Annotated in this window: 27 protein-coding genes; 6 read left to right on the forward strand and 21 right to left on the reverse strand. The window is 67.1% G+C overall.

The features are described 5' to 3' along the window. Positions 1–33: 33 nt before the first annotated feature. Together dapA and AC6JAM_RS01270 are read right to left on the reverse strand one after the other, a co-directional pair. A complete protein-coding gene (gene dapA, locus AC6JAM_RS01265) occupies positions 34–942 on the reverse strand; it encodes a 4-hydroxy-tetrahydrodipicolinate synthase (RefSeq protein WP_018771602.1) in 909 nt (302 codons plus the stop codon). 58 nt (positions 943–1,000) lie between these two features. Next, entirely contained in the window at positions 1,001–1,402 is a 402-nt protein-coding gene (locus tag AC6JAM_RS01270; protein ID WP_377204893.1) for a hypothetical protein, read from the reverse strand. Between the two features lie 101 nt (positions 1,403–1,503). Here AC6JAM_RS01270 and AC6JAM_RS01275 point away from each other — a divergent pair, with 101 nt between their 5' ends. Continuing rightward, positions 1,504–2,739 carry a heparan-alpha-glucosaminide N-acetyltransferase domain-containing protein gene (locus tag AC6JAM_RS01275; RefSeq protein WP_497933824.1) on the forward strand — a complete coding sequence of 412 codons (1,236 nt, stop codon included), beginning with the start codon at positions 1,504–1,506 and terminating at the stop codon, positions 2,737–2,739. A gap of 19 nt (positions 2,740–2,758) precedes the next feature. Here the strand turns inward: AC6JAM_RS01275 and AC6JAM_RS01280 are convergent, their stop codons facing one another. From AC6JAM_RS01280 to AC6JAM_RS01310, 7 genes are all read right to left on the reverse strand, one after another. After that, a complete protein-coding gene (locus tag AC6JAM_RS01280) occupies positions 2,759–3,232 on the reverse strand; it encodes a hypothetical protein (protein WP_018771605.1) in 474 nt (157 codons plus the stop codon). Positions 3,233–3,235: 3 nt separating this feature from the next. After that, positions 3,236–4,006: a 4-hydroxy-tetrahydrodipicolinate reductase gene (gene dapB / locus AC6JAM_RS01285; protein ID WP_497933825.1), complete on the reverse strand. Its 771-nt coding sequence runs from the start codon at positions 4,004–4,006 to the stop codon at positions 3,236–3,238. Positions 4,007–4,135: 129 nt separating this feature from the next. Continuing rightward, positions 4,136–4,627: a molybdenum cofactor biosynthesis protein MoaE gene (locus tag AC6JAM_RS01290; RefSeq protein ID WP_497933826.1), complete on the reverse strand. Its 492-nt coding sequence runs from the start codon at positions 4,625–4,627 to the stop codon at positions 4,136–4,138. Next, positions 4,617–5,147: a MogA/MoaB family molybdenum cofactor biosynthesis protein gene (locus AC6JAM_RS01295; protein ID WP_018771608.1), complete on the reverse strand. Its 531-nt coding sequence runs from the start codon at positions 5,145–5,147 to the stop codon at positions 4,617–4,619. Before AC6JAM_RS01295 ends, AC6JAM_RS01290 begins: the two co-directional genes overlap by 11 nt. Continuing rightward, complete coding sequence (gene moaC / locus AC6JAM_RS01300; RefSeq protein ID WP_026266123.1) at positions 5,144–5,635, reverse strand: cyclic pyranopterin monophosphate synthase MoaC; 492 nt, start codon at positions 5,633–5,635, stop codon at positions 5,144–5,146. The genes AC6JAM_RS01295 and moaC overlap by 4 nt, the downstream gene beginning before the upstream one ends. Continuing rightward, positions 5,623–6,930 (reverse strand): molybdopterin molybdotransferase MoeA, encoded by a 1,308-nt coding sequence (locus AC6JAM_RS01305; RefSeq protein ID WP_018771610.1) that lies wholly within the window; start codon positions 6,928–6,930, stop codon positions 5,623–5,625. Before AC6JAM_RS01305 ends, moaC begins: the two co-directional genes overlap by 13 nt. Positions 6,931–7,013: 83 nt before the next feature. Then, complete coding sequence (locus AC6JAM_RS01310; RefSeq protein WP_497935859.1) at positions 7,014–8,612, reverse strand: molybdopterin-dependent oxidoreductase; 1,599 nt, start codon at positions 8,610–8,612, stop codon at positions 7,014–7,016. 265 nt (positions 8,613–8,877) lie between these two features. On the opposite strand from AC6JAM_RS01310, the gene moaA reads away from it, so the two are divergent. From moaA to AC6JAM_RS01325, 3 genes are all read left to right on the forward strand, one after another. Further along, positions 8,878–10,005 (forward strand): GTP 3',8-cyclase MoaA, encoded by a 1,128-nt coding sequence (moaA, locus tag AC6JAM_RS01315; protein WP_026266125.1) that lies wholly within the window; start codon positions 8,878–8,880, stop codon positions 10,003–10,005. A 5-nt stretch (positions 10,006–10,010) separates the two neighbouring features. Continuing rightward, complete coding sequence (locus tag AC6JAM_RS01320) at positions 10,011–10,277, forward strand: MoaD/ThiS family protein (protein WP_497933827.1); 267 nt, start codon at positions 10,011–10,013, stop codon at positions 10,275–10,277. 97 nt (positions 10,278–10,374) lie between these two features. Next, positions 10,375–12,117 (forward strand): HNH endonuclease signature motif containing protein, encoded by a 1,743-nt coding sequence (locus AC6JAM_RS01325; RefSeq protein WP_497935861.1) that lies wholly within the window; start codon positions 10,375–10,377, stop codon positions 12,115–12,117. A 56-nt stretch (positions 12,118–12,173) separates the two neighbouring features. On the opposite strand, the gene AC6JAM_RS01330 is transcribed toward AC6JAM_RS01325, so the two are convergent. Then, entirely contained in the window at positions 12,174–13,091 is a 918-nt protein-coding gene (locus AC6JAM_RS01330) for a helix-turn-helix transcriptional regulator (protein ID WP_497933828.1), read from the reverse strand. A 345-nt stretch (positions 13,092–13,436) separates the two neighbouring features. Here AC6JAM_RS01330 and AC6JAM_RS01335 point away from each other — a divergent pair, with 345 nt between their 5' ends. Beyond that, the gene (locus AC6JAM_RS01335; RefSeq protein ID WP_018772255.1) at positions 13,437–13,718 is read left to right on the forward strand and encodes a hypothetical protein; all 282 of its coding nucleotides are present in this window, start codon (positions 13,437–13,439) and stop codon (positions 13,716–13,718) included. Positions 13,719–13,726: 8 nt separating this feature from the next. On the opposite strand, the gene AC6JAM_RS01340 is transcribed toward AC6JAM_RS01335, so the two are convergent. The 10 genes from AC6JAM_RS01340 to truB form a co-directional block, all read right to left on the reverse strand. Continuing rightward, the gene (locus AC6JAM_RS01340; RefSeq protein ID WP_497933829.1) at positions 13,727–14,269 is read right to left on the reverse strand and encodes a DUF1579 family protein; all 543 of its coding nucleotides are present in this window, start codon (positions 14,267–14,269) and stop codon (positions 13,727–13,729) included. A gap of 63 nt (positions 14,270–14,332) precedes the next feature. After that, complete coding sequence (locus AC6JAM_RS01345) at positions 14,333–15,676, reverse strand: M16 family metallopeptidase (protein WP_018772253.1); 1,344 nt, start codon at positions 15,674–15,676, stop codon at positions 14,333–14,335. Between the two features lie 112 nt (positions 15,677–15,788). Continuing rightward, positions 15,789–18,047 carry a polyribonucleotide nucleotidyltransferase gene (locus AC6JAM_RS01350; RefSeq protein WP_018771972.1) on the reverse strand — a complete coding sequence of 753 codons (2,259 nt, stop codon included), beginning with the start codon at positions 18,045–18,047 and terminating at the stop codon, positions 15,789–15,791. A gap of 240 nt (positions 18,048–18,287) precedes the next feature. Continuing rightward, positions 18,288–18,557 (reverse strand): 30S ribosomal protein S15, encoded by a 270-nt coding sequence (gene rpsO / locus AC6JAM_RS01355; protein WP_013600532.1) that lies wholly within the window; start codon positions 18,555–18,557, stop codon positions 18,288–18,290. 184 nt (positions 18,558–18,741) lie between these two features. After that, complete coding sequence (locus AC6JAM_RS01360) at positions 18,742–20,001, reverse strand: kynureninase (protein ID WP_478222063.1); 1,260 nt, start codon at positions 19,999–20,001, stop codon at positions 18,742–18,744. Continuing rightward, positions 19,998–20,852 carry a tryptophan 2,3-dioxygenase gene (gene kynA / locus AC6JAM_RS01365; protein ID WP_018771970.1) on the reverse strand — a complete coding sequence of 285 codons (855 nt, stop codon included), beginning with the start codon at positions 20,850–20,852 and terminating at the stop codon, positions 19,998–20,000. The genes AC6JAM_RS01360 and kynA overlap by 4 nt, the downstream gene beginning before the upstream one ends. Before the next feature lie 65 nt (positions 20,853–20,917). Then, positions 20,918–21,901, reverse strand: a complete 984-nt coding sequence (locus AC6JAM_RS01370; RefSeq protein WP_018771969.1) for a bifunctional riboflavin kinase/FAD synthetase — start codon at positions 21,899–21,901, stop codon at positions 20,918–20,920. Between the two features lie 96 nt (positions 21,902–21,997). Then, complete coding sequence (locus tag AC6JAM_RS01375) at positions 21,998–22,465, reverse strand: hypothetical protein (RefSeq protein ID WP_056389955.1); 468 nt, start codon at positions 22,463–22,465, stop codon at positions 21,998–22,000. A gap of 19 nt (positions 22,466–22,484) precedes the next feature. Further along, positions 22,485–22,838 (reverse strand): hypothetical protein, encoded by a 354-nt coding sequence (locus AC6JAM_RS01380; protein WP_018771967.1) that lies wholly within the window; start codon positions 22,836–22,838, stop codon positions 22,485–22,487. 3 nt (positions 22,839–22,841) lie between these two features. Then, positions 22,842–23,777, reverse strand: coding sequence for a tRNA pseudouridine(55) synthase TruB (gene truB, locus AC6JAM_RS01385; protein ID WP_026266187.1), 936 nt, complete (start codon positions 23,775–23,777; stop codon positions 22,842–22,844). A 101-nt stretch (positions 23,778–23,878) separates the two neighbouring features. Here truB and AC6JAM_RS01390 point away from each other — a divergent pair, with 101 nt between their 5' ends. Continuing rightward, positions 23,879–25,036, forward strand: coding sequence for a pyridoxal phosphate-dependent aminotransferase (locus tag AC6JAM_RS01390; RefSeq protein ID WP_497933834.1), 1,158 nt, complete (start codon positions 23,879–23,881; stop codon positions 25,034–25,036). A gap of 50 nt (positions 25,037–25,086) precedes the next feature. Here the strand turns inward: AC6JAM_RS01390 and trxA are convergent, their stop codons facing one another. Beyond that, the gene (gene trxA, locus AC6JAM_RS01395; protein ID WP_018771964.1) at positions 25,087–25,524 is read right to left on the reverse strand and encodes a thioredoxin; all 438 of its coding nucleotides are present in this window, start codon (positions 25,522–25,524) and stop codon (positions 25,087–25,089) included.

Here is a 25,524-nt window from a genome sequence, read left to right on the forward strand (position 1 = left end):
TACTTTCCAGGCGGAAGGGTGCCGGTCTTAGCCTCAGGAGAAGACCAGCCCCGCTTCCGCCAAATCCCCGCGGATGGTTTCGATCTCGGTTTCGTCCGGCTCCACGAGGGGCAAACGGACGATCGAGTTGGGCAGGACTCCCTGCCATTTAAGAATCTGTTTGGCCGCCACGGCGCCCTGGACCCGGGTCATGGTGGCGCGTACCACCGGCTGCAGCTCGAAGTTGATCTTGCGCGCGGTGCCGAGGTCGTTGGCGTTGATGGCGTCGATGAGTTCGCGGAAGCGGCGGGTGGCGACGTGGGTGGTAACGCCCACCAGGCCGACGGCGCCCAGCGCCATCCAGGGAAGGGTCAGTCCGTCATCGCCCGAGTAGAACAGGAGGTCCGTTTCCGCCATGACACGGGTGGCTGCCATGAAGTCGGCCTTGGCGTCTTTGACGGCCACGATGTTGGGGTGCTGCGCCAGCCGGATCATGGTGTCTGGCTCGATGGCGATGGAGGACCGGCCGGGAATGTCGTACAGCATGACGGGTACGTCCACGGCCGAGGCGATGGTCTCGAAGTGGGCGCGGACACCGGCCTGGCTGGGCTTGTTGTAGTAAGGAGTCACCAGGAGGAGGCCGTCGACGCCGAGGGCAGCAGCCTGCTGGGAAAGGTGGACCGAGTGCGCGGTGTCGTTGGTGCCGGTGCCGGCGATGATGGCCGCCCGGCCGCCGACGGCCTCCTTCACGGCGCGGAACATGCCGAGGTTCTCTTCGTCCGTCAGCGTGGAGGTTTCACCGGTGGTGCCGGTGACCACCAGGCCGTCACAGCCGTCGTCGACAAGCTTGCTGGCCAGCGCTGCCGCCTGGTCGTAGTCCACTGCGCCGTCCTTGGTGAACGGCGTGACCATGGCGGTCAGGAGGGTACCGAGGGCAGGGATATGCGCGGAAGAGTCAGCCATGGAAAAAACGTTACCCTGTCCCCGGCTGGTTAGGACAATGCCACGGGCGTGACAAGCGTCAAATACGGCTCCGCCCGGACTTCGAAGCACCCGCTCCGGCGTGGCAATAGCGGCCGACGGCGGCCTGCCGGAGGTCCTCAGCCCAAGCGGCGAGCCGCTGCGCCGCCCGAACATAGTGGAACAGCTCCGTGGGCGTCAGGGCGTCAATGTCTGTTTCCGCCAGTCGGCGGGCGAGCTCCGCTCCTTCCGGCTGGGCGGACAGGCTGATACCTTCCCGTTCCCACTGGACGTCCTCGGCCGGACGCCCGGAGACAAGTTGGCGGAACAGGTAGTCCACCACGCCCGGGCTCATCGCCTTCAGCACTCCTGAACCCTGGCTTTCCTGCGGGGCAGGCTCAAATCCCTGCGGGGCAGGCTTAAATCCCTGCGGGGAAGCGGCTCCCAATGATGGCATCTCCATGGCCCCATGCTATTCGAACATATATTCGAATACAAGAGCCCACACCTCTGCGTCTCCCCCTGCGGCAGCCAGCCCACGGACGCATGTGAGACGATCTGGTCATGACGTCCCGCACCCCGGCCACCCGGCCCCGGAAGACCGCAGACCGTCAACAACCGGGGCGTCTTAGGGGCATCGATGCGGCCCGGGGCCTGGCTTTGCTGGGCATGATGGCCACTCACCTGCTGCCAACGTTCGAATCGAACCCAAGCCTCACACCAACCTGGATCGGCCTCACGTTCTCGGGACGGGCCGCCGCCCTCTTCGCAGTGCTGGCGGGCGTCGGGCTTGCCCTGTCCACGGGAAAAAACAGGCCGTTGGAGGGCGCCGAACTCTCCGCGGCCCGCCGCGGGGTGGGGCTGCGCGCCCTGGTGATTGCCGCCGTCGGACTGACCCTGGGCGGCCTGGACGTGAACGTGGCCATCATCCTGGTCCACTACGCCGTGCTGTTCCTGTGCGTCCTGCCCTTCCTGGGGCTGGGCGTGAAGCGCCTGTGTGCGTGGGCCGCCGGCTGGATCCTGGGCTCCCCGGTGCTGGCCTACCTGCTGCGGCCCTGGCTCCTTGCCCCGGAGCCGCCATTGAGGCTGGGCCACAACCCGGCATGGGAGGACCTCGGAACGCCGTCCCGGCTGCTCGCGGACCTGTTCCTCACGGGCTACTACCCGGTGCTGCAGTGGCTGTCCTACCTGCTGGTGGGGCTGGCCATCGGCCGCCTGGTGCTGACCAAGGCGCTGGTCCCCGCGCTGCTGCTGGTGGGCGGAACGGTAGTGGCCGTGGCGGCCAAGAGCGTGGGTGTCGCGGCCATGGAGGACTGGGGCGGCCGCGCAGCGCTGGAGAAGGTCCTGAACTCACCGGGCTACCCGCTGGGCAGCGTGCTGCAGGTGAACCTGGCCGGACTCCCCCAGGAAGGTTCATGGTGGTGGCTGGCATCGGCCGCACCGCATTCGGGTACGCCGCTCGATTTGCTGCATACCTCGGCAGTTGCGGCGGCCGTCATCGGTGCCTGCCTGCTTCTGGGGCGGCTGGCCGAATGGGTGGACCTGGACCTGCTGCTGCCGCTGCGGGGACCCGGCGCCATGACGCTGACGCTGTACACCGTCCACGTCTGGGTGGTCTCCAGCTTCTACCTCAAACCGCTGCCCGCAGGCTGGACCGAGGACGGAATGTACTTTGCCCATGCCGCGGCTGCCATCGCCGTGGGCATCGTGTTTGCGCGGATGTCGTGGCGCGGCCCCCTGGAATGGGTGGGCCATACTGCAAGCCTGGTGGGGCGCGGCGGCTTCAAGGCCCTGTCCTGAACCCCTGCGGCAGCAGGGGCTAGGATGCCGTGGTGAAGAGCTTCACAGCGTCGCGCATGGAAGCCCGCGCGCGTTTGCGGTCCCCGGCGGCGTCATAGGCACAGCTGAGCCGGAACCAGGAACGCCAGTCATCGGGAGCGGCCTCGGCTTCGGCCCGGTACTTTTCGAACTCCGCGTCGGCTGCGGCACGGACAATCCGGCCACCGGGCGTGCGGGGAAGCTCGTCCACCGGCAGTCCGCCTTCGGCTTCCAGGACCTTGGCCATCTGCTCGGTGCGGGCGCCAAACATGAGTTCGCGGATCAGGGCCCACGCGCCAACGATGGGCAGCACCAGGTAGGCGGCCCCGATGGCCTTGGCGGTCAGGTTACTGTCTGCAAGGAGCAGGAGCGAGCGCTGGAAGGACACCACCAGGTAGAAGACCAGCAGCAGCGTCACCGCTCCCACCCAGATCTTGGTGCGGTTCTTAAGGAAACCGGCTGCGAACCCGTTCACGGCCTAGAGTCCCAGGTCCAGGTAACCGTCCAGGCCCACGGTCAGCCCGGGGTGGGCAGCGACGTTGCGCACGCCCAGAAGCACGCCGGGCATGAACGACGCGCGGTCGAAGGAATCGTGGCGGAAGGTCAGCTGCTCGCCGGGACCGCCCAGCAGGACTTCCTGGTGGGCCACGAGGCCACGGAGCCGGACGCTGTGGACGCGGACGCCGTCCACGTCGCAGCCGCGTGCGCCCGCGCGTTCTGAAGTGGTGGCATCCGGGCTGGGCGGCACCTGGGCAGCCTTGCGTTCAGCGGCGATGAGCTCTGCGGTGCGGACGGCGGTGCCGGAAGGGGCGTCCACCTTGTCCGGATGGTGGAGCTCGATGATTTCCACGGACTCGAAGTACTTTGACGCCTTCGCGGCGAACGCCGAAGCCAGCACAGAGCCCAAGGCAAAGTTGGGCGCGATGAGTACGCCCGTTTCCGGGTGCTCCGCCAAAAGGGATTCAAGCGCGGACAGGCGTCCCGCGTCCCAGCCGGTGGTGCCCACCACGGCGTGGATCCCATGCTCGACGGCGAAGCGGACGTTGGCTTCGGTGCTTTCGGGGACTGTGAGGTCCACCAGGTACTGGGCACCGGAGGCCGTCAGCTGCTCCAGCGAGTCACCCCGACCCAGGGCTGCGACGAGCTTCATGTCGGGCGCGGCATCAATGGCCTTAACGGCCTCGGCGCCCATGCGTCCACTGGCGCCAAGGACGGCCACCAGTTTGGGGGCGGGGTGTTGTTCGGTCATGGGATTAACCCTACCGGCGGGACAGGTTGGGGCAGGAACCGGACGGCGTGCGTTACCTCGCAGTTTGCGGAGCAACGCCGGCCGGCCCGGGCAGCGTGGAGGCGCGGCCCGGCGTGCCCCGGCGCGGCATCAGCTGCCGGCGCCGACCCATTCCACGGTGCCGTCCGAAAAGAACTGTTCCTTCCAGATGGGCACCTGGTCCTTGATCCGGTCCACCAGCTCGGAGCAGACGGCAAACGCCTGTCCGCGGTGCGGGGCGGATACCGCGCACACCAGCGCCGGGTCCCCGATCTCCAGCATCCCGATCCGGTGTGCGGCCCAGATCCTGACGGGTTGGGCTGCCTTTCCCGCGGGGGTCTCCCCGGCCGCGTCACCGGCCTCGGCGTCCTGCTCGGCAACCAGGCGCGCGACGACGTCGGCCATCACCTGGTGCGCCGTGGGGTGCGCACTGTAGCTGAGGCGCTCGACGGCCTTGCCGCCGTCGTGGTTGCGCACTACACCGCTGAAGCTGACCACCGCACCCGCAGTGTCGCTTTCCACCGCGGCAATAGCCTGGTCCACGGAGATGGGCTCCGCGCTCAGGACTGCCCGCACTACCTCGAATGCTGCTTCAGTGCCCATGTCCGCCTTCCAACTGGTCGCAAAGATGTCCGATCACCGGGTCCAGGACGCTCAGCCCATCCATGACACCCTTCGGTGACCCGGGCAGGTTCACAATGAACGTCTGCCCGGCAGCGCCCGCATAGCCCCTGCTCAGGGCCGCCAGCGGAGTCTTGGCAGCGCCGGCACGCCTGATCGCCTCCATGATGCCCGGGATTTCCCGGTCCAGCAGGGGCAGGGTGACGTCGGGTGTCCGGTCGTCCGGGCTGAGGCCGGTTCCGCCGCTGGTGATGACGACGGCGGGACGCTGGGTGAGGAGCGCCCGGATGGCAGCGCCCACGGGCTCGCCGTCGGGAACCACCATGGCCGGGAAGACGTCAAAGCCGTGTTCAGTGAGCCAGTCGGTGATCACGGGGCCGGTTTCGTCGTCGTAGATGCCCGCTGCGGCACGGGTGGACGCGATAACGACGCCGGCCTTCCGCCCCTGCACGTCGCCGTGGCGGTGGGGTTCGGAGACGTCCAGGATGTTGGGGTCGGTCACAGTGCCCAGTCTCCGCTCTTGCCGCCGCTCTTGGCCAGCACCTTGATGTCCGTCAGGACGGCATGCTTGTCCACGGCCTTGATCATGTCGTAAACGCTGAGGGCTGCCACGGAGGCAGCCGTCAGGGCCTCCATTTCAACTCCCGTGACGCCCCTGGTCTTCACGGTGGAGCTGATGGTGACGGCGGCCGCGCCGAGGTCGAAGTCAACGGTGACTTTCGAGAGGGGCAACGGATGGCACAGCGGAATCAGGTCCGGTGTCTTCTTGGCCGCCATGATGCCGGCCACCCGGGCAACGGCCAGGGCGTCGCCCTTGGGGAGCCCGCCGGAGCCCAGGAGCTGCATCACCTCGGGGGTGGTCCGGACGGTGGCGGTGGCGGTGGCCTCCCGCGTGGTCTCGGCCTTGGCGGAGACATCAACCATCTGGGCGCTGCCGTCCTGGCGCAGGTGCGTCAGTGCGGGGGTATGTTCTGCGTTCACAGCATCCATACTTCCACCTCGTCGCCGTCAGCGAGTTCCGTTACACCCACAGGGACATGAACCAGGACGTTCGACCCCGCGAGTGCGTGCATCAGGTGCGAACTCTCGCCGCCCTCCAGCTTCACGGTCCCGTCCGGCTGCAGGCTGCCGCGGCGGACCTGGTGCTTGTGCCCGGGAGAGGTGAGCGGACGGCCCGGGCCCCCAAGATCAAGGCGGGCGCGCAACGGCAGCCTCCGGCCCGGTGCCCCCAGCAAGGCTGACAAAGCGGGACGGAGGAACATCTCGAAGGACACCAGGCAGCTGACCGGATTGCCGGGAAACCCAAGGAATGGCACGCCGTCGAACGTTCCCAGTCCTTGGGGGCCGCCCGGCTGCATGGCCACGTGCACGAAGCGGACCGGCTGGTCCGCCATTGCCTGCCGCACTACCTCGTAGGCTCCCTTGCTGACCCCGCCGGTGGTGACGATCAGGTCAGCCCCCGGGCTTTCGGTCCGCAGCAGCGCCTGCAGTTCCGCCGGAGTGTCGGTGGAGATGCCGGTGCGGCGGACTGTGAGTCCCGCCTGCTTCATGGCGGCCTCAAGGAGCGTTCCGTTGGAGTCGTAGATTTTGCCGGGAGGAAGCGGCAGGCCGGGTTCCACCACTTCGTCGCCCGTGGTGACGAGCAGGACGGTCACCGCCTTGTACACCGCCACCTCTGGGAGGCCCAAGGCAGCGAGCAGCCCCAACTGGGCCGGCCCCAGGCAGGTCCCCGAGGCCAGCGCCCGCTCCCCCGCTGCGATGTCGCTGCCCGGGAAGCGCACGAACGTTCCCGGCGCGGTGCCGGGCAGCCGCACGGTGGCGCCGCTGCCGTCCCCCGCTGTGTTTCCGGGGTCCAGGAAGTGATCGGGCACCGCCTTTTCAATGGGTACGACGGCGTCGGCCCCCGCCGGGATCATGGCACCGGTCATGATGGGTGCCGCGGTTCCTGGTTCGAGTGGCTCCGGGCTTGACCCGGCCGGAACCGGGGGCATGATGCGGAGGTCCCCGCCGCCGTCGGGAAGGTCGCCGGAACGGACGGCGTATCCGTCCATTTGGGAATTGGCGAAAGGAGGAAGGCTGAGTGGCGCGGCCACATCGTCCACCAGGGCCCGGCCCAGCGCCTGGCTAAGCGGGAGGGTTTCCATCCGGTCCATTGACAGGAGCGGCCGCAGGAGTTCCACGACTGCGGCGGCATGGCCCGCGACCGACCGGGAACCCTCCGCTGCATGGTGGACGTGGCCTTCCGGGGTGTGGTCTGCCAGGGCGTGCGGGGTGTGGCTGGTCATGGATACGCCTTTGGTCTGGGCCGTCAGGGTTTGGGCCGTCAGGGTTTGGGCCGTCAGGGTTTGGGCCGTCAGGGTTTGGGCCGTCAGGACTTCACGTCAACTCTAACCGTGTGGAATCCCGAGGCGCCGTCCGGTGCGGGCGGCCGCGCGGTTTCGTCCTGGGGTTCGCCCGCCAGGTTGGTGGCCCGGACCTGGACCTCGTACTGCCCCGGGGCAAGGTCCATGGCCAGCTTCCACTGGTACCAGGTGTCGGCGGAGATTCCCGTGGCCAGTTCCGCTTCCCGCCACGGTCCCCGGTTGATCCGCAGTTCCACGTTCCGGATGCCGGTGTGCTGGGCCCAGGCAACGCCGGCGAAGACAACTGTTCCCGCGTTGACCGGGCGGCCGCTGCGGGGGACGTCGATGCGGGACGAGGTCTTGATGGGGCCGCGCGCGGACCAGCCGCGCGGGGTCCAATATCCGGCGTCATCGGCGAACCGGGTGACCTTGAGCTCGGTGACCCATTTGGTGGCCGAGACATAGCCGTAGAGGCCGGGAACCACCAACCGGACCGGGAAGCCGTGCTCCAGCGGGAGCGGTTCACCGTTCATGCCCACGGCAAGCAGGGCGTCCCGGTTGTCGGTGAGGACATCCAGGGGCGTCCCGGCGGTCCAGCCGTCGGCACTGCGGGAGAGGACCATGTCTGCGCCTGGCTGGGGAACGGCCAGGGCCAGCAGTTCCCGGACCGGCCAGCCGAGCCAGCGGGCGTTGCCGATCAGGTCGCCGCCCACTCCGTTGGAGACGCAGGCAATGGTGATGTGCCGCTCGGTGAGGGGCTTCGCCATTAGGTCGGCGAAGGAGAGCAGGACTTCCCGGGCCACCATGCCGGTTACCTTGAGGACCCAGGTATCCGGGCTGACCGCCGGGACGGACAGCGCGGTGTCGATCCGGTAGAAATCCCGGTTGGGGGTCACCAGCGGCGGCATTCCGGCAACACCGGCTTCCGCAGCAGGGGGCACAGGTATTGCCGGCGATGCCGCTGCGGGCAGGGTGATGCGTGCCCTGGCCTCATTGACAGCCATGGTGGCCCCGCGCCAGATTCCCGCCAGTACTCCCCCTGCCGCAGCGGCCGCTGCGGTGATGCCCATGGCCTGGAAGAAGCTGCGGCGCGATTGGGTGGCCGCGGAGTCCGGTGTGGCCTCGCCGGGGGCAGCGGGAAGGCTGTCCTCGGGATGATCTGCAACTGCTCGGTGGGAGGCTGCTTGGTGGGAGGCTGCTTGGTGGGAGGCTGCTTGGTGGGAGGCTGCTTGGCCGGCAATCGCGGCATCCCATGCCTGCAGCCTGCGCAGCAGGAACCGCAACAGCACGACGGCGGCCACCGCGGCCAGGAGCGGCGGCACGAGGGACAGGGGGGTCATCTGGGAACGCGTCAGGACGGCGGCCGCTCCGGCAAGTCCAAAGATTCCGATCACGGCAGCACCAGTGAACCGGCGGCGGCGCTCGAGCGCTCCGGCCAGTGCGGCCAGGGCGGCGATGACCAACGCCATTCCCACCAGGAGCGCTGCCTTGTCGGCCGTGCCGAAGACAGAGATCGCCCAGTCCTTGACGCCCGGAGGCACGGCATCGATCACGGCACCGCCAACGGCCGTCAACGGCGAAAGGGAGGGGCTGAGAACCCCCGCAGCCAACTCCCCTGCTGCAATACCGCCGCCTGCCGCGGCTATCCCGGCAGCCGCGGCCCAACCACCTCCGGCGCGCGGGACTGCCGGTAGTGGGAAGGGACTGTCCGCCCGCTCCCCAAGGCCGGCGCCGCCGTCGTACGCCGCATGCCCGCGCTGGGAACTCCTCACAACACCAGCATAGGTTTGCCGGTGGTCCCCGGCGCCGGTGCCGCCGGGATTCCTGCCCCGCGTCTCACAGCGGGGTCACGGGTGTGATGGGCGGCTCAACGTGGCGTAGCCTGATTTCATGACTGTCCAGCTAGGCATGCCGCAGCCGCGGGAGGAAGCAGCATCGGCGCTGCCAGGCGTTCCCGCGCGCCGGCCAGCGGATGCACCGGCCGGGCTGGCGGACCGCTACGGCCGCCGCGCCACCGACATGAGGCTGTCCCTGACGGACAAGTGCAACCTCCGCTGCACCTACTGCATGCCGGCGGAGGGCCTGGAATGGCTGGCAAAGCAGGCCGTCATGTCCGCCGAGGAGATCGTGCGGATCGTCAAGGTAGGCGTGGAGCAGCTGGGAGTGCGCGAACTGCGCCTCACGGGCGGTGAGCCGCTGGTGCGGCACGATCTGGTCCAGATCATCTCGGCACTGCGGGCCAACCACCCGGACCTGCCGATCTCCATGACCACCAACGGCGTTGGCCTGGCGAAGAAGGCAGCGGCCCTCAAGGACGCCGGGCTGACGCGCATCAATGTGTCGTTGGATTCCCTGCATGAGGAAACGTTCACCAAGCTGACCCGGCGTCCGTTCCTGGACCAGGTCCTGGCGGGTGTGGACGCCGCCTGGGCTGCCGGCCTGGGCCCTGTGAAACTGAACGCCGTCCTGATGCGCGGCATCAATGACCTCGAGTCGCCGCAGCTGCTCGCGTGGGCCTTGGAGCGCGGGTACGAACTGCGGTTCATCGAACAGATGCCGCTCGATGCGGACCACGGCTGGACGCGCCGCAACATGATCACGGCAGCCGAGATCCGCGGGCTGTTGTCCCGGGACTTTGCCCTCAGTCCGGATCCCCGCGCACGTGACGGCGCTCCTGCGGAGCGGTTTGAAGTACGACGGCGGGCGGCAGGCTCCGCGGACGCGGACGGACCGGTGCTGGGAACCGTGGGAATTATCGCCTCCGTCACCGAGCCGTTTTGCTCCGACTGCCGGCGCACCAGGATCACCGCCGAGGGCAAGATCATGAGCTGCCTGTTCTCCCGCGAGGAGTTCGACCTGCTGGGCCTGCTGCGGGCGGGCGCCACCGATGATGATCTGGCGCAGCGGTGGCAGGACGCCATGTGGATCAAACCGAAAGCCCACGGCATGGACCACGTTGGACTGGATGCTCCGGACTTCGTCCAGCCGGACCGCAGCATGAGTGCTATCGGGGGCTGACCGGGATGCTTGTACGTTATTTTGCTGCCGCACGCGCTGCCGCGGGTTTCGAGGAAGAAAAGTTCCACCTTCCCCAGGGCGCCACCGTGGCGGACCTGCTCGAGGCCATGCTGGCCGTGGACCGCCCTGAACCCCCTGCCGGGACCCCGCCCCTTTCCCGGCTTCTTTCCCGCAGCAGCTTCCTGCTCAATGAGGTGGCCGTACGGGACCGGGCGGCAGTCCTTGGTCCGGACGACGTGGTGGACGTACTGCCTCCGTTCGCCGGCGGGTAAGTATTCGCGCACGTCCAGGCGAATGGGCAGCAGCCGCCCTGGCCTTGCCAAAGCTGCCGTGGCTTTGAATGTCGGTGCCTCGCTGGATGATGTGGGTATGGGAATCGGCACGGATGTTGGGGTGGTTTTGGAGGGTGTTTCTGCCTCTGTTGCTGCCCTCGATGCTCTTACCCGTGAGGATCATTTCCTTGCCGCCGGGACCGGTGTTGGCGCTGATGTCGATGTGCTGCAGCGGCGGTATGAGCTCCGGCTGGAACGGCTGGAGGCAGTCTCCCGGGTCGAGGCTCAGCTCGCCGCGGTGAAAGCCCTGGACGCGGCAGAAGCGGTCGAAATCCAGCAGGCACTCCTTGCCCCCGACGCCCCTGCCCAGGACCGCACCTACGCGGAGATGTCCGCGGTGGAGGAGATCGCCGGTGTCCTGACTGTCAGTTCGGCGGCCGCGGGTGCTTTGGTGGAACAATCCCGCCGGGTGTGTTCCCTGCCGCCGCTCCTGGGCGCCCTGTCAGCCGGTGACCTGTCGTGGCAGCATGCCAGGATTGTCGCCGATGCAACCGAGGGGCTCACCCCCGACGGGGCTGCTGCCTTGGTGGCGCACTTCTTCGACCCCGACGCCCCCAACCCCGCCCGCGGCGCCGCGCCCGGTGAACTCGCCCCCGCCCGGTTCCGCGCCAAGATCCGCGCCTGGCGGGAACGCCACCACCCCGAAACCCTCGCCAAACGCCACGCCAAAGGCGTCGCGGACCGGCGAATGGAATACACCCCCGACCGCGGCGGCATGGCCTGGCTCTCGCTCTACCTCCCCGGCGACACCGCCTGCGCCATCTGGAACCGCACCACCGCCACCGCACGCGGCCTGCAGGGCCCTGACGAGCCCCGCACCCTCACCCAACTCCGCCCCGACATCGCAGCAGCACTCCTCCTCGGCGCAGGAAACACCACGGCCACGGGTGATCCTGCGGGAACAACTACCGGGAGTAGCGGTGGTGTTGGAAAGGTTCCCACCCCTCGGGCCGATGTCCTGGTCACCGTCCCGGTCTTCGCCCTGCTCGGCCTCACCGATGAGCCGGCCGTGCTGGACGGCCTGGGCCCCATCCCGGCGTCGATGGCACGGAGGCTTGTCGCGGACGGGGCGGAGTCGTTCTACCGCGTCCTGGTCGACCCCCGCGACGGGGCACCCCTGGAGATCGGACGCACCCGCTACCGGCTCCCCGAAACCATCAAACAATGGATCCGCATGCGGGACCGGAAATGCACCTTCCCCGGCTGCACCAACCACACCCCCGACAACCACACCGACCACCTCACCGCCTGGGACCACGGCGGCCGAACAGACGTCCGGAACCTGGCCCAGCTATGCCCCAAACATCACCGTTTGAAGCACGCCCGCGCCTGGACCCCCGACCCCGCCACCAACAACGGACCGCCCGGCTGGACCTCACCCACCGGCCGCCACTACAACCCCGAACACCACGACCCCCAACCAACCCACTGGCCGCCAGGGCTTCTGCGGAGGAACAGCACCGTGTCCGGGCAATCCGCAGCGGCAGTCTTGAACCCACCGGGAGGGTTGGGCACACCCCGGAAAGCGGACGAAGCGGGGCTACGGGAACCACCACCGCCTGAATTGCGGCGCGATCTGCCGTTTGGGCTGCCGCAATGGTGCCAGTTGCTGGCTGACATGCCGGAGTGGCTGGAGGTGCCAAGCGAGGAGCCGCCTGGCGGGAACTTGCTTGAGCCGGATCAACTCCCGCCAACAGATCCTTTGTGGGACGATTTCTACGCCATGCCGTTCTTCCTGCCGCCAGACCCGGCGGGGAATTGGGACGTGCTCTTGTCGTAGGACTTCCCCAGGGGCATGTGCGTCAACGCGTGGCTCCAGGAGACGATGGCCCACCGCTAGACCCGGGCCCCCGTTCCCAGGGCCATGGCCAGCAGTGACGCCCGGCTGTGGACTCCGCACGCCTGGAAGAGTTGCTTGAATTGGTCCTGGACCGTGTACGGTGTCACGCCCTGGGCATCCGCCATGGCTGCCGTATCGGCCCCTGTTGCAGTGAGCCACAGCAGTTCCCCCTGCCGCGGTGTCAGGCCAAACGCCCGGGCAAACATGTCAAGCCGCGCGGCAGGCGTGCTGGCCTGAATCGTCACGGCCACCGGTGGAGTGGGTCCGGACACTCCCGACTCCATGCGGTTGGCCCGCAGGGAGGCCCAGCGGCCCGCCCCGACGTACACCCTGCATTCCGCGGCGTGGGTGTCCAGCAGTGCTTCCCTTGCCGCCAGCTGGGCAGCAACGTTCAACACCTCAGCAGGCACATGATCGTGAGGGACCGGACCAGGCTGAAGCAGCTGCAGCCAGTCGTCCACGGACGCCGTTCGACCAGCTATCGCCAGATCGTCGTCCAGGGTGAGGACAGCCTGCTCCGGCAACCCGGGCTGCCCGGCTCCTGTCCCGGCGGCCGGGTCCGGGCCAGGTTCCGGTTCCAGTCGAGTCCGAAACTGCCTAGCCACGGACCTCCGCAGGCCGGCGGTCACTGCCGCTGCGGGCTCGCCCAGGTACGCAGTTTCCTCATCCGTGAAGGGGACCGAATCGCCCGTCCGCCACAAATCGAGCCAGGCCCAGCACCCATACTTGTCGGCAAACACGACGGACAGTACATCGCGGACCCCATAGCGTTGCAACACGCCACTCCACACCGGGCTGCGGGAGGGCTCTCCCTGCGTTGCCTTCAGGAGGGATGCCGCCGGCACCGGCGAATGCATCAGCTCGGTCCAGCGGCCGGCCCCGGAGAGGTACTTGAGGCGGATAAGTGTGGGCAATTCCTGAGGGCAGGGAATCCTGGCCCTCGGCGCCATCCCTACCGTCGTGACGGGATCACACAACGGCCAAACGAATGCATCGAAAGGCACCATGGTGGCCACTTCTGCCAGAATCGCTGTCCGGAGAGCTTGGTGATCCAGGTCCGAGCCTGCCAGGAGTCGGATGCGCTCCTGGCTCCGGTTTCCAGCCCAGCCCTTGGTCATGTTCCAAGTATGCTCCGGCCATCCCGGGCAACCCGGAGGCGCTGCCACCCAGAATTCTGGGATACCCGCCGCAGCCCGGACCGTCTAGCTTTAGCAGCGTGGAGCGTCCTCCAACCTGGCGGGACGAGTAAGGAGACTGGGATGTTCACCCTGCAGATCGAACACAGCATCACCGATTTCAGCACGTGGAAGGCGGCATTCGACCGGGATCCGGTGGGCCGGTCCGCGTCAGGGGTTCTCGCGCACCGGATAGGCCGGCCCGTGGGCGAACCGCAATACATTGTTGTGGAACTCGACTTCGCGGACCTGGCCCAGGCAGAGCAGCTGCTCACGAACCTTCGAACACAGGTATGGCGTTCGCCCGCCAACGCCCCTGCCCTCGCCGGTGCGCCGAAAACGCGCATTATCGAGGCGGCATCGTAGCCCCTGCCTCAGGCGCGGTGGAATTCCGAGCGCATGAATGGCCTGTAGGACAAAGCCTCGCCGTCCACACCGGCCTCCGGGGCGTCGCCGCCGTCGTCCCGCCCGGGCGAACGCAATTCGGTGACGTGTGTCAGGACACCGTTCGCCACCTCGATGGAGTGGCGCGTCCAGCCTCCGGCATTGCGGCGTTCAACACGGAGGACGCCGTCGCGCCAGGTGCAGCGGGCGGCGTTGCCGGGCGGCACGCCGGTGCTGTCAACGTAGTACCACAGCACGTCGTCGTGGACCGGATCGATCGTGAAGATGCCGTGGCCTTCGAAGTGGCTGCCGTCCGGTTCAATGTGCCGGTAGCTCTGCACCACGCCGAGGCCCCCGGCAACCTGCGTGTAGGACACCTGGGCGCTCACGCGGTGTTCCGGCCCCCAGGGACCGGCAGCCACGTGTGTGTAGCCCTGCCAGTGACCCAGCAGGTTCGTTAACGCCGGATGTCCGTGCTCCGCTCCTGGCCCGTTCACCGTTCCGCCTTCCCCTGCCGAAGAATCACTCCCCACTCAGGATGGACTCTGCAGAGCCGGGCCGCCAGCGTCTTCGCGGCATCTCCGCGGCGCGGGGTGTTACAGGCCGAAGGTTTCGGTCTCGTCGAACGGGCCAACCACGGTGACGGTCCGGGGCGCGGCGGCGAGTTCGGCGGCAAGTTCCTGGACCTGTTCCGTGGTGACGGCTTTGATCAGCCGCAGTGTTTCGTCAATGTCCTGGTACTCGCCGGACACCAGTTCGGCGCGGCCCAGCCGGGACATCCGGGAGCCGGTGTCCTCCAGTGCCAGGACGATTCCGCCGCCCAGTTGTCCCACGGCCTTGCGCAGTTCGTCGTCTGAAATCCCGTGTTCCGCGAGCTTGTCGAGCTCCACAGCCAGCAGGTCCAGCACCTGCCGGACCTTGGACGGCGTGCAGCCCGCGTACATCCCAAAGTAGCCGGCGTCGGCGTAGGACGAGGCAAAGGAGTAAGTGGAGTAAACCAGCCCGCGCTTCTCACGGACTTCCTGGAACAGCCGCGAGGACATGCCGCCGCCCAGGACCGCGTTCAGGACACTCATGACGTAGCGGCGTTCATCGGTGGCAACGATCGTGGGGCAGCCCATGATGATGTTCGCCTGCTCCACGGCCCGCTTGACCACATGCAGGCCCGCCGTTCCCGTGATCAGGGCACGTTCGGTGGAACGCCGCTGCACCGGCGCGGCGTCCGGCTTAAGCGACCAGCCCGCGGTCTGGAGGGCATCCACCACGAGTCCGCATACGACGTCGTGGTCCAGGCCGCCGGCGGCGGTAATGACCAGCTCTTCCGGCTTGTAGTACCTGCGGTAGTGCTCCCACACGGAATCGCGGGCTACGGCCTTGATGGCGGCGGGAGTGCCGCCGATGGGCCGTCCCAGCGGATGGCTGCCGAGGACCGCGGCGACGAAGTGCTCGTGCGCCACATCAGTGGGGTCATCACTGTCCATGGCAATTTCTTCCAGGATGACGTCCCGTTCCTGCTCCATCTCGTCAGGATCCAGCACGGCGCCGGTGATCATGTCAGCGATGACGTCGATGGCCATGGGAAGGTCCGAGTCCAACACCCGCGCAAAGTAGCAGGTGCTTTCCTTGGCCGTTGCCGCGTTCGATTCGCCGCCCACCTCGTCAAACGCGGAAGCAATCTCCAAGGCCGTGCGGCGCTTGGTGCCCTTGAACAGCAGGTGTTCAAGGAAGTGGGTGGACCCGTGCTGGCCGGGTGCCTCGTCACGGGATCCGACGCCCACCCAGAAGCCGATGGTGGCAGACCGCTGTCCCGGCATCGCCTCGGTCAGTACCCGCACTCCCCCTGGCAGCACTGAACGCCGCACCTCGGACCCGCCGTCGGAGCCGTGGACCAGGGTGTCGCCGGCGTGGTTCTGCTCAAGCGGCAGGGGTACAACAGTCATTGATGCCTTTCAGGACGGGCAGCCGGATCTGGCTGCCATCGTAACAGCGGCGGGACCGGTGGATCATCCACCGGTCCCGCCGATTCATGCTTATGCCGGGAAGCCCCTGCTGTTAGACCTCAGCGCCTTCAGCAGGCTCCGTGGCGTGAACGCGCTCGGTGTCGTCGGCGCCTTCCTCTTCAGCCACGACCGGAGACAGGGACAGCTTTCCGCGGTCATCGATCTTGGTGATTTCCACCTGGATCTTCTGGCCCACGGAAACAACGTCGTCAACGTTGTCTACCCGCTTGCCGCCGGCGATCTTGCGCAGCTCGGAGATGTGCAGCAGGCCGTCCTTGCCCGGGGTCAGCGACACGAAGGCACCGAAGGTGGTGGTCTTGACCACCGTGCCCAGGTAACGCTCGCCGATCTCCGGGACCTGCGGGTTGGCGATGGCGTTGATGGCGGAGCGCGCTGCATCTGCAGACGGACCGTTCGTGGCGCCAATGTAGACCGTGCCGTCGTCCTCGATGGAGATGTCGGCGCCGGTGTCTTCCTGGATCTGGTTGATCATCTTGCCCTTGGGGCCGATGACCTCGCCGATCTTGTCCACGGGGATCTTGACGGCGATGACGCGCGGTGCGAACTCGGAGAGCTCGTCCGGGGTGTCGATGGCCGAGTTGATGACCTCGAGGATGTGCAGGCGCGCCTCGCGGGCCTGCTTCAGGGCTGCCGCGAGCACGGAAGCGGGGATGCCGTCGAGCTTGGTGTCCAGCTGGATGGCCGTGACGAACTCGGCGGTACCGGCAACCTTGAAGTCCATGTCACCGAAGGCGTCTTCGGCGCCGAGGATGTCGGTCAGTGCCGCGTAGCGGGTCTGGCCGTCAACCTGGTCGGACACCAGGCCCATGGCGATGCCGGCGACGGCGGCCTTCAGGGGCACACCGGCGTTCAGCAGGGACAGGGTGGAGGCGCAGACGGAACCCATCGACGTGGAGCCGTTGGAGCCGAGGGCCTCGGATACCTGGCGGATGGCGTACGGGAATTCCTCGCGGGACGGCAGCACGGGCACGATGGCGCGCTCTGCCAGGGCACCGTGGCCGATTTCGCGGCGCTTGGGCGAGCCCACGCGGCCGGTCTCACCGGTGGAGTACGGCGGGAAGTTGTAGTTGTGCATGTAGCGCTTGCGGGTGACGGGAGACAGCGAGTCGATCTGCTGTTCCATCTTGAGCATGTTCAGCGTGGTGACACCCATGATCTGGGTCTCGCCGCGCTCGAAGATGGCCGAACCGTGAACGCGGGGCAGAACCTCGACCTCTGCGGTGAGCTGGCGGATGTCCGTCAGGCCGCGGCCATCAATGCGGATCTGGTCCTTGAGGATGCGCTGGCGCACAACGTGCTTGGTGACGGAGCGGAAAGCAGCGGACAGCTCCTTTTCGCGGCCTTCGAACTGGCCTGCCAGGCCGGCAAGGACCTCGTCCTTGAGCGCGTCGGAGGCGTTGTCGCGTTCCTGCTTGTCGGCGATCTGGAAGACAGCGGCGAGCTTTTCGGCGGCAGCGGATTCGACGGCGGCGTAAGCGTCGTCTTCGTAGTCCAGGAAGACCGGGAACTCGACCGTGGGCTTTGCAGCGCGTGCGGCGAGGTCGGCCTGGGCGTCGCAGAGTGCCTTGATGAACGGCTTGGCAGCCTCCAGGCCCTCGGCCACAACCTCTTCGGTGGGGGCGGTGGCGCCCTGTTCCTTGATGAGGTTCCAGGAGTTGTCGGTTGCTTCGGCCTCGACCATCATGATGGCGACGTCGTCACCGGCAACGCGGCCGGCAACCACCATGTTGAACACGGAGTTTTCCAGCTGCGAGTGCTTGGGGAAGGCAACCCACTGCGATCCGTTTTCGTCGTTGACCAGGGCAACGCGGACGCCGCCGATGGGGCCGGAGAACGGGAGGCCGGACAGCTGGGTGGACATCGAGGAAGCGTTGATGGCAACGACGTCGTACAGCTCATCGGGGTTGATGGCCAGGACGGTGACCACGATCTGGACCTCGTTGCGCAGGCCCTTGATGAAGGCGGGGCGCAGCGGGCGGTCCATCAGGCGGCAGGCCAGGATGGCTTCGGTGGACGGGCGGCCTTCGCGGCGGAAGAACGAGCCCGGGATACGGCCGGCAGCGTACATGCGCTCTTCGACGTCGACCGTGAGCGGGAAGAAGTCGAAGCCTTCACGCGGGTGCTTGCCGGCGGTGGTTGCGGACAGCAGGGCGGTGTCATCGTCGATGTACACCATTGCTGCGCCGGCTGCCTGCTTGGCGAGGCGGCCGGTTTCAAAGCGGATTACGCGCTTGCCGAAACGGCCATTGTCAATGACTGCTTCCGAGAACTGGATTTCGGGACCCTCCAAGAGAGTCACCTCCGTTTCTATTTACGGAAGTCCAGCCGCATCAACCCAGCCAGCATCTGTCTACTGGCCCTGCACCCGGTCATCGATCGAGACCCACGGGCCGCCGGCTTCAGTCAACGAAGCCGTTCCCGGGGATCACTACCGAGGACCGCGAATGCGTGATGCGGTTGATCCTCCTGTTTAGTTTTTATTTGAAGAAGGCGGCCCGTTCCGGAGGGAAAGGGCCGCCCCAAAGTGTGACTAGCGGCGCAGGCCGAGACGCTCGATGAGCGAACGGTAGCGGGCGATGTCAGTCTTCTTGAGGTAGCTCAGCATGCGCTTGCGACGACCAACCATGGCCAGCAGACCGCGCTGGGTGTGGTAGTCGTGCTTGTGCTCCTTCATGTGCTCAGTCAGATCCTTGATCCGCTGGGTCAGGACAGCAACCTGGACCTCGGGTGAACCGGTGTCACCTTCGCCAGTTGCGTATTCCTTGATGATGGACTGCTTTACAGCGGCGTCAAGTGCCACAATATCTCCTTGGGATGTGCCGTGAGGGCCCAGGTCAGTAATTCACTGCCGGGTCTGCCGTGTTGGTCCTGATCCGGATAACCGGAGAAGGCCGACTACAACAGGAACCAGCCGCCACGGACTGCAGCCGGATCCATCGTCCAGTTTACCGGGCGCGGCCTAACCTTGTCGAAACAGTGCGCCGTCAGCCCTGCAGCCGGGCCCGGATCGCTGCCATGCCCTGGAGCACTTCCGCAAAACTGGTGCTCAACGGCGACAACCCCACCCGGATGCCATGGGGAGAGCGGAAGTCAGGGATCACGTCCCCTTCCCAGAGCGCTTCCACGGTGGCCTTGGTGAAGTTGGGATGGTCCACCGTGATATGCCCGCCCCGCTCCCCCGGGTTCCGCGGCGACGCCAGTTCGGCTCCCAGCGGGGCCAGCCAGGCATCGAAGACCTCCACGGCGAATGCGGTCAGGGCCAGGGACTTCTCCCGGATGGCAGCCATGGTGGCTTCCTCGATGAGGTCCAGGGTTCCCCGCATGGCGATCATGCCGAAAATGGCGGGGGTGCCGCTGAGGAAGCCCCGGATGCCGGCGGCAGGTTCATAGCCGGCGGCCATCTCGAAGGCGTCCTTCCGCCCCATCCAGCCCCAGATGGGCTGGTTCAACGAGGGCAGGTGCCGGGCATTGACGTAGGCGAAAGCAGGCGAGCCCGGGCCCCCGTTGAGGTACTTGTAGGTGCAGCCGGCTGCGAAGTCCACGTCGGCACCGTCCAGGTCGATCTCCACCGACCCCGCGGAATGGCACAGGTCCCACACCACCAGCGCGCCGGCGTCGTGCACTGCCGCGGTGATCCCCGGCAGGTCCGCGAGGTGGCCTGAGCGGTAGGCGATCTGGCTGAGGAGGACGACGGCGGTCCTCGGCCCGGTGGCCTGGCGCACCTGGTCAAGGGTCACCCCGGCGGCCGGGTCGGGCTCGATCCAGCGCAGGGTGAGGCCTTCCTCGAGGGCGATGCCCTCCACCAGGTAGCGGTCCGTGGGGAAGTTTTCCGTGTCCAGCACCAGCTCGTTGCGGTCTGGATCCTGTACGGCGGCCAGGGCCGCGCGGATCAGCTTGTAGAGGACCACGGTGGTGGAATCGGCGATGATGGTCTGCCCCGGAGCAGCTCCGAGGACGGCGCGTCCGAGCTGGTCCCCGATGGCCTGCGGCATGCTGAGCCACTGTTCGTCCCAGCCACGGATGAGGCGTCCGCCCCACTCGTCCCGGATGAAGGCGGCGACGTCGTCGGCAGTGCGCGTCAGGGGCCGGCCCAGGGAGTTGCCGTCCAGGTAGGACAGCGGTGTGTCCGTGCCAATGAAAAGGTCCCGGTAGTGTGCCAGGGCGTCCCGGCGGTCCAGCTCTTCGGCGCGCCCGCGGAGCGCTTCGGCAGACACATCGAGGTGGTTTTCCTGATGGATGCTCATTGTCCGATCTCCGTCCTGACAGCGAATAATTCCGGGAAGAACGTCAGTTCAAGGGCCTTTTGCAGGAAGGTCACCCCGCTGGATCCCCCCGTGCCGGTCTTCATGCCGATGGTCCGCTGCACGGTGCGCAGGTGCCGGAACCGCCAGAGCTGGAAGTTATCCTCCAGGTCCACCAGTTCCTCGCATGCCTCGTAGGCAGCCCAGTTGTCCGCCGCGTTTTCATAGATGTGCTTGAAAAGCGGGACCAGTTCCGGGGTGAACTCATGGGCCTGGGTCACATCCCGGTCCAGGACCGATCCCGGCACATCGAAGCCCTGCCGCGCGAGGTAGGCCAGGAACTCGTCGTAGATGCTGGGGGCGGCAAGCAGTTCGGCCAGCATGGCGTGGGCTTGCGGATCGGATTCGAAGACGGGCAGCATCTTGCTGTTCTTGTTCCCCAGGACGAATTCCACCGCCCGGTACTGGGCCGACTGGAACCCTGACGAGTTGCCCAGGAAGCCCCGGAACTGCGAATACTCGGTGGGTGTCAGGGTGGCCAGGACAGACCATTGTTCGGTAAGGGTCTTCTGGATGTGCTTGACCCGGGCAATGCCCTTGAGCGCGGAACCGAGGTCGTCCCCGCGGAGCCACGCGGCCGCGCTGCGCAGCTCGTGCAGGACCAGCTTCAGCCACAGCTCCGTGGTCTGGTGCTGGATGATGAACAGCAGTTCATCGTGGTGCTCGGGCTGGCTGACCGGCTGCTGCGCGCTGAGCAGCGTGGGAAGCTGCAGGTAGGAGGCGTAGCTCATCCGCGAGCTGAAGTCGCGGACAATCCCCTCATCCAGCTTGCGGGTGTTCTTTTCCACGGACACGTGCTGCCTTTCGTTGTTGTCACCCCGTTGTTGCAGCCACGTTTTGCAACCGGTGGATGCTGCAGTCAGTGGTGGCTGAGGAGCTGGTGGGCCTGGGCCACATCCAGCCGCATTTGTTCCACCAGTGCCTCAGGGCCACGGTAGGCCACCATGCCGCGAAGCCGCGCCACGAATTCAACAATCACTGTCTGGCCGTACAGATCGAAGTCCTCCACGGCCTCCTTGGGCCTGTCGATGACGTGCGCCTCCACCTGGCGGCTCACGCCCTCGAACGTGGGATTGGACCCCACTGAGATCGCAGCAGGCCAGCGCGTGCCCGCCTGGTCCACCAGCCAGCCCGCATAGATGCCGTCCGCGGGGATCAGCCCCGTGGCGTTCGAGGAAAGGTTTGCCGTGGGGAAACCGAGGGCGCGGCCGCGGGCTGCCCCGTGAACCACTTCGCCGCGCATTCTGTGCGGGCGGCCCAGGACCGAGGCGGCGGTGGCAACATCGCCTTCCTGCAAGGCTTCGCGCACCCAGGTGGAGGAGCAGCGCCGGTCCGTGCCGTCGTCGTCATGCAGGGGGTAGCCCTCGGCGCCGAACTCGCTGATGACCTGGACATCGAAGCCGAACTTGTCGCCCAGCGCCTTCATGGTGTCCAGGTCTCCGGAGTTGCCCCGTCCAAAGCGGGCGTCGTGGCCGATCACCACGTGGCTGGCGTGGAGGCAGTCCACCAGGTACTGCTCCACGAATTCCTCAGCCGTGAGGCTGGCCAGATCCAGTGAGTACTTGATCACCAAAATGGCGTCCAGTCCGAGTCCGCCCAGCGCGTCCAGTTTGTCGTCCAGGCCCATGATGAGCTCGGGCGCGGCCTCGGGCCGGTGGATTACCGCCGGGTGGGGGTCGAAGGTCACGGCCACAGCCTTGGCGTGGGAAAGGCGGGCCGAGCGGATCAGCTGGGACAGCACCTGCTGGTGGCCGCGGTGAACACCGTCGAAGTTGCCGAAAGTGACAACAGATGGGCCGAAATCCGCCGGGACATCGGACGGATCGTTCCAGATGTAAACCATCACCCTCGCCTTAAGCTGCCTGCAAGCCACGTTCCGGAACCATGCCGGCCGCGGAACTCTTCAAGGTTACCCGGATTCACTGTGCTGCCTTTGACATCACTGCGCGGCTTTGGAACGCGCTTCAGCCGCCACCGAAGGCCGGCGCCGGTAGAGCCACACCAGTCCCAGGATGGGCAGCAGCAGCGGAATGAAGCCATAGCCGCGGCCAAACAGGGACCACACGGTCTCGTGCGGGAACTGCACGGAGTCCAGGATGCTCAGGGTACCCACCACCAGGACGCCCACGAGTTCAACCAGCACCGCGGCAACGGAGACCTTGAACCAGGTGGTTCCGGCTCTGGCCAGCGACACCGTGGCCACCACGTACACCAGCGCGGCGAAGGCGGAGAGCAGATAGGCCAGCGGAGCCTCGGAGAACTTGGTGAGGATCTGGTATCCGGCCCGGGCCGTGGCCGAGATCGCGAAAACGCCGTACACGGCAATCAGCAGGCGGCCTGGCCCGGTATTGCGGGTATTGCGGGTGGGTGCCTCGCCGGGAGCCGCCGGGGCTTGCTTGTCGTTCATTCCTGCTGCTTCTTCCACTTCAGTACCAGATCTGGTTCATTCGGGCGGCCATGACGAGTGCCGTGACGCCGACCGCGGCCAGGACAAAGTTGCTCCACCGGGTGCGCTCCAAAATGGACCAGTAGATTGCCGCCGGCGGCAGGAGCATGGCGGTGGCCATGTAGCCCCAGAACTCCCACGCCTCCCCGGCAATCGGTTCGCCGGCGATCACGCGGACGATGGACCCCACCAGGTACACCACCAGGGCCGCTTCCACGGCTGCGACGGAGAGGATGGTGACGTCGTTCGGCGCCTTCTTGAGGATGCCCGCACCCAGGCACACCAGCGTGGACACCAGGCCGACCACGAGGATGATCCAAAAATATGCGTCCACGTGTCAGGCCTCCGCGGCGGCGGTTGCGGCCGTCCCGGCGCCGGGGGCGAAGACGAGCACCGGCTTGGCGTAACTGCCTGCGTCGGCAAGAAGGGCCACGAGGCTGCCGTCGGGAGCGAAGGCGGCGGCCGGATGCTCCACAGTGGCGGCGCCGGGAGCGCCGGGGGCCGCGCCGGCAGCGATCCGCCGCCCGAAGGAGATCTCCGTGGTTTCCTCGGCGCTGAGTTCGCGGTTGGGCATCAGTGCCCGGGCAGCCTGCGACATTTCCAGGACGTTGAGCTCTTCGGCGAGCTGTTCGAGCGTGCGCGCCTGGTCCAGCGAATAGGGGCCCACATGGGTCCTGCGGAGGGCAGTGAGATGACCTCCAACACCCAGCGCATTGCCAAGGTCCCGGGCCAGGGCACGGATGTATGTGCCCGAGGAGCATTCAACGGTGACATCGAGGTCAATCACACCCGCCGCCGGATCCCGCCGGACGGCGTGCACCTCGAACCGGTGGATGGTGACAGGGCGTGCGGCCAGCTTCACATCCTCGCCGGACCGGACGCGCGCGTAGGCGCGTTCGCCGTTCACTTTGATGGCGCTGACGCTGCTGGGCACCTGCTCGATGTCGCCTGTGAGTGCCGCGACGCCGTCGTGAATTGCCTGCTCGGTGACACCGGAAGTGCCGGCCGTGGCCGTGACCTCCCCTTCCGCGTCGTCCGTGACGGTGGCCTGGCCCAGCCGGATGGTGGCGGTGTAGGTCTTTGACGTACCCACGATGTAGGTCAGCAGGCGCGTGGCCTTGTTGATGCCGACCACCAGGACGCCCGTGGCCATGGGATCCAGGGTTCCGGCGTGCCCTACTTTCCGGGTACCTGCGAGGCGCCGCATCCGGCCAACCACATCATGGCTGGTCCATCCCTGCGGCTTGTCCACTATCACCAGTCCAGAAAGCACGCCTCCCAGTATATCGGCGCTGGTTGGCCCGCCGGCCCACGCCCCCACCCCGGTCCCGGACGCACCGCGGCAGCCCGACGGGGACGGCTAGGATGGCTGCCATGCCTGAGCTTGCCGCCCATGTCCGCGACGTGCCCGTCAACCAGATCCGCGAGATCACCGAGGCCGCGTGGCGTACTCCCGGCGCCATTGTGTTGAGTATCGGGGAGCCGGGTTTCCCGCTCCCCCGCCATGTCCTGGACGCAGGCATCGCCTGCCTGGACCGCGATGAAACCAACTACACACCCAACGCCGGGATCCCCGCCCTTCGGGAAGCGTTCGCTGCCAGGTTCCGGGAAGAACAAGGGGTGGACGTCGGTGCTGACCGCGTCTACGTGGTGTCCGGGGCGCAGCAGGGCCTGCATTTCGCCATGAGCCTGCTGCTGTCCCCCGGCGACGAAATCCTGATCCCCAACCCGGGCTACCCCACCTTTGCGATGACCAGCCGGTTGCTCGGTGCCGTGCCGGTGGGCTATCCGCTGCGCCCCGAACACAGCTTCCAGCCACAGGTTGCCGACGTGGAGGCCCTCATCACCAGCCGCACCCGGGTGCTGGTGCTCAATTCCCCGTCCAACCCCCTCGGAGCAGTGCTGGGTGAAGAAGTGGTCCGGGAACTGATGGACCTGGCCCGTCGGCACGACATTTGGGTGGTTTCGGACGAGTGCTACGAGGCGTTCACTTACGATGTTCCCCACGTCAGCCCGGCAAGGTTCGACGGCGGCACCCCGGCGGATGCACGCGTGTTCACTTCGCTGACACTGTCCAAGACGTACGGCCTGACGGGTCTGCGAATCGGCGCGCTCATCTGCCCGCCCGGCCTCAAACAGCAGATGGACAACGTGATGGAATCCATCGTTTCGTGCGTGGCGTCAGCGCCGCAGTACGCGGCGCTGGCTGCCCTGACCGGGCCGCAGGACTACGTCCGGCACGCCCACCAGCACTACCGGGAGAACCGGGATGCCGCCTCGGCAGTCCTCACCGCAAAAGGGATCCGCTATCTGCCGGCGCAGGGGGCGTTCTACCTTTGGGCCGATATGTCCCATGTGACCGGCGGGGACGTGCGGGCCTGGGTTCGGCGTTTCCTGGCGGATTCCGGTGTGGCGCTGGCCCCAGGGACCGCCTTCGGCTCCATCGGCGAAGGGTGGGTCCGGATCGCGCTGTGCGGCCGGAAGCAGGATCTGCTGGACGGGCTGTCCCGGCTTCCGGACGGCCGGCTCTGACGTCCTGGGTTGATACCTGGCTTGGCCGGCCGGCGAAGCTGCCTGCTCTGTTAGCTGCGGGCGCCGGCGAGGGCCTTGTCCAGCCAGGAACGGAGGACGCCCGCCGGTGCGGCGCCGGCCTGGCGGGCTGCGACCTTTCCGTCGACCAGAACCATGAGGGTTGGAATGGCCTGGACGTCGAACCGCCGCGACAGGCCCGGAGACGCGTCCACATCCACCTTCACCAGCTTGATCTTCCCGGGCCGCTCCCGGGCCAGCTGGTCCAGGACGGGGCTTACCATGCGGCAGGGCCCGCACCAGGCGGCCCAGAAATCCACCAGCACCGGAACCGGCGACTGCTCCGCCACGGCGGCGAAGTCGCTGTCGCCCGCGGACACGATCCAGGGCAGGTCCGCCTTGCAGTTGCCGCAGCGGGGATGTCCGGAGGCCTGGGCCGGCACCCGGTTGGTCTTACCGCAGGCGGGGCAGCGGAGTAGGGCGGATTCCAT

Source organism: Arthrobacter sp. GmRoot5-12 (assembly GCF_059739365.1).